This is a genomic window from Fodinibius sp. (assembly GCF_041642155.1).
Taxonomy (GTDB): Bacteria; Bacteroidota; Rhodothermia; order Balneolales; family Balneolaceae; genus Fodinibius.
This window is the reverse complement of sequence record NZ_JBEPWZ010000291.1, coordinates 1-3,707: the sequence shown is the minus strand read 5'-3', so window position 1 is coordinate 3,707 and position 3,707 is coordinate 1. Positions and strand designations below refer to the sequence as shown.

Here is a 3,707-nt window from a genome sequence, read left to right as displayed (position 1 = left end):
TACAGGGCCTCCGATGCCGTTTGGCCGGAACGCTACAATACGTTGCTGGGTGCTGCGCGCTCGGCTAATGCCGACGGCAAGAGGAAAACGGCACAAAAGTACTATGAAAAGCTTCTGGTTAATGTCAAAGATTCGGATCGAATTGCTGTAAATGAGGCAAAGGATTTTATTGCCAAACAGTAGAGTAGCCATTTTTCTACTTTCTATTACAGGATTTTCTCATAACCAGATTCGGCAGAGTTAAAATAGGGTTTAACGGTTATGATAGAGTTTTGCCCCGAACTTGGATTTATACACGGTAAGGGTAGTGAGTGATCGTATAATATATGTTGAAAATTTAATTATGAATTAAATGCAGAGGTGAATTACTATGATTGGACGCATACTTTCTTTCATCTATGGAATGGTTGCCTATATTATCTTCCTGGGTTCTTTTCTTTACGCAATTGCTTTTGTCGGCGATTTCTGGGTGCCCAAAACGATTAATGCAGGTCCCGAAGCCGAAAGTTTATGGCAGGCTTTACTGGTCAACGCCGGATTACTCGGACTGTTTGCCGTTCAGCATTCGGTAATGGCGCGACAGGGATTTAAAGAATGGTGGACAAAAATGATACCCAAACCCATTGAGCGAAGTACGTATGTACTGCTCAGCAGCCTCATTTTAATACTGCTCTTCTGGCAGTGGCGCCCCGTGCCGGAGGTAATCTGGAGTGTTGAAGCAGGAGTAGGGCAGGCCGCTTTGACCGGACTTTTCTGGCTGGGATGGGGGATCGTGTTACTGTCTACCTTTATGATTAATCATTTTGACCTGTTCGGCCTGCGGCAGGTGTACCTGCATTTGAGAGACAAAGAGATAACGCCTGTAAAATTTAAAGAGCCCGGCCTTTACAAGTATCTCAGACATCCGCTCATGCTGGGATTTATTATTGCTTTCTGGGCGACGCCTTATATGACCCTTGGTCATCTGGTTTTTTCCATAGCGACGACCGGGTATATTTTTGTTGGCATTTGGTTTGAAGAGCGGGATTTGATTAGACATCACGGGGAGAAGTATAAAAAATACCGGGAGCGCGTGCGAATGCTGGTTCCATTTCCCAGAAAGAGTTGAGGAATTGGAACCGTGTATGGGCTGTGAGATTTCCGCAGAGTGTGTCGTTGTGTTGGGAATTAAAAGTTGATCATGAGAATTACAGCTGCCGGACGATTCTATTGTGGATTTCCACAAAGGATGGGGAGAATTCCGGACTTGAACTAATTGCTGCTACTATACAGCAGCTGTAGATAGGTATGATAATTAGAAAGTTGTCGGGCGATAACCTTGTTTTCGTTGAGGGATTGCGACAAAACGAACGATCCCTCGAAGATCACCATCAGCATATCCGCCAGGCTTTCAAGGTCCACCTCCCGGCGGGACGGATGTTTTTGTTCGATCTTTTTGAGCTTGTCAAGGACTCTTGTCCGCCACAGCAGCAAAGATTCCCGGATTATATCCAGAATATTGTGGTCGAAAAGCTCTGATTGTTGAAGGTATGAGGCAAACAGGCAGCCCGGGAACGGTTCTTCCAGGGATTCTATTTCCTGTTTGAAAAGATTTACAAAAATAAGAAACTGCTGTAGCGGGTCGTCACTAAGTCCTTCCGCCTTGAGGAGCGTTTGTTCGAGGTGTTCGGCATCCTCATCCGCATAGCGCTGTACCAGCTCTTTACCAAGTTCGGCTTTGCTGGAGAAGTGATGAAAAAAAGCGCCCTTGCTTACCCCGGCCAACTCAATTATTGAGCCGACGGTAGTACCTCCAAAACCGTGATCCAGGATAAGGGCCTGGGCGGCATCCATGATGTTAGCACGCGTGTCTTTGGGATTTTTATTCATAGCTCAAATAATAACATACTATACGGTATGTTTCAACCTTAATAATTTTTTGTTTATGAAGCCTTTTAAATCGCATAAAGTATGATTATGGCTTTTTTTACCCGTTTGCAAAGATATTGCTTGACAAAATCAGGCAGTATTTGTAACATACCAACCAGTTGGTTTGTTACTTTAAATTTAATAGATGAGGGAAATAAAATGTGTAATACTGCAATCACAATGCCTCAAACGGCAAGCGATAAAACGGGATTTGACGAATGGTTTGTAACAGCCTTAAACAGTGGCGCTCTAATGTTGATGATATCAATCGGTCATCGCACGGGTTTGTTTGATACGATGAATGAGATGGATTGGACCGACAGTGCCAGGCTGGCAAAACAGGCGGGACTTAATGAGCGATATGTAAGAGAATGGCTGGGAGCAGTGGCTACCGGCGGAGTGGTGGAAGTGGATGAAAACGGTCGTTACAGGCTGCCTGAAAACCGCGCACAATTTCTGACAAGAAATACGGAACTGGACAACCTGGGGGTCATGGCCCAATACATATCGGTACTTGGGAGCGTAGAGGACGACATTGTTGAATGTTTTCATAACGGCGGTGGCGTTCCTTATGGAAAATATGATCGTTTTCATGAAGTAATGGCTGAAGACAGCGGAATGACGGTGGTGGACGCGCTTGAGGATCATATTCTTCCATTGATTCCGGGGCTTACTGAAAAGCTCCAAAGCGGTATATCAGTACTGGATGTGGGATGCGGCCGTGGACGAGCAATGCTGAAGATGGCCGGGCTGTTCCCAAAGAGTACCTTCAAAGGTCTGGACCTGTCAGAAGAAGCGATAAGCTGGGCCAGCGCCGAAGCTAAGGAAAGAGGCCTGGAAAACGTGGACTTTGTGATCCGTGATGCCAGTGACTTCGATCAAACAGCTGAACCGGAAGCTTATGACTTTGTGACTACCTTCGATGCCGTTCATGATCAGGCCAAACCGCAATCAGTGCTTAAAGGGATCAATCGAACCCTGAAGCCGGCCGGGACGTATTTGATGCAGGATATTTATTCTACGGGACATGTGCATGAGAATATGGATCATCCGCTGGGTCCGGCGCTTTATACGGTTTCGTGCATGCACTGCATGTCGGTATCACTGGCCCAGGATGGGGAGGGGCTCGGTGCTATGTGGGGCCGTGAGAAGGCACAGGAACTCCTGCAACAAGCGGGTTTTGAAAAGATCGAGATCCATCAGCTGGATCACGACATCCAGAATGATTACTACGTGATAAAAAAATAAAAAGTGTCATGTATTACTTCATAAAATTGTTTATTCTTATTTTACATTACATATATTAAAAAAATAAGGGGGGGTATGAAACGAGGGAAGTCAATTATATTCAAGTCGTATGTTTTGTCCGCAATGCTGTTGGTAGCCGGATTACTGGCAACAACAGGTTGCAGCGAGCGTTCCGAGAACAAAAATATTTTCGATGGTCAGACGGCCCCGTTGTTAGAGGGGATGGGCGATCATCATTTTGATGTATCTTTGCAGGATACGTTAGCCGGACGTTATTTTGATCAGGCCATCATGCTGGCCTACGGATTTAATCACAAGGAAGCAGAGCGGTCATTCCGACAGGTTACCGAGCTGGTACCTGAGCATCCGATGGGTTGGTGGGGTATTGCTTTGGTACAAGGTCCGAATATCAATCTACCGATGCTGCCCGAGGCGGTGCCTGTTGCCTGGGAAGCCTTGAAAAAAGCGCAAGAGCTTAAAGCAAACGGCACTGAGCGGGAACAAGAGTATATAGATGCACTTGCAAGCCGTTATGACGAAAATTCGCCGGA

Annotated in this window: 3 protein-coding genes and 2 pseudogenes; 4 read left to right on the top strand and 1 reads right to left on the bottom strand. The window is 46.0% G+C overall.

Going from position 1 to position 3,707, the window contains the following annotated elements:
* Together ACESLU_RS12865 and mddA are read left to right on the top strand one after the other, a co-directional pair.
* Positions 1–183, top strand: a pseudogene (locus ACESLU_RS12865) (hypothetical protein); the annotation flags it as partial.
* 190 nt (positions 184–373) lie between these two features.
* Positions 374–1,108 carry a methanethiol S-methyltransferase gene (gene mddA, locus ACESLU_RS12860; protein WP_372639039.1) on the top strand — a complete coding sequence of 245 codons (735 nt, stop codon included), beginning with the start codon at positions 374–376 and terminating at the stop codon, positions 1,106–1,108.
* Positions 1,109–1,251: 143 nt separating this feature from the next.
* Here the strand turns inward: mddA and ACESLU_RS12855 are convergent, their stop codons facing one another.
* A complete protein-coding gene (locus ACESLU_RS12855) occupies positions 1,252–1,869 on the bottom strand; it encodes a TetR/AcrR family transcriptional regulator (RefSeq protein ID WP_372639038.1) in 618 nt (205 codons plus the stop codon).
* A 198-nt stretch (positions 1,870–2,067) separates the two neighbouring features.
* Between ACESLU_RS12855 and ACESLU_RS12850 the strand changes: the two genes are divergently transcribed.
* The gene (locus ACESLU_RS12850) at positions 2,068–3,156 is read left to right on the top strand and encodes a class I SAM-dependent methyltransferase (RefSeq protein ID WP_372639036.1); all 1,089 of its coding nucleotides are present in this window, start codon (positions 2,068–2,070) and stop codon (positions 3,154–3,156) included.
* 75 nt (positions 3,157–3,231) lie between these two features.
* Positions 3,232–3,707, top strand: a pseudogene (locus ACESLU_RS12845) (hypothetical protein); the annotation flags it as partial.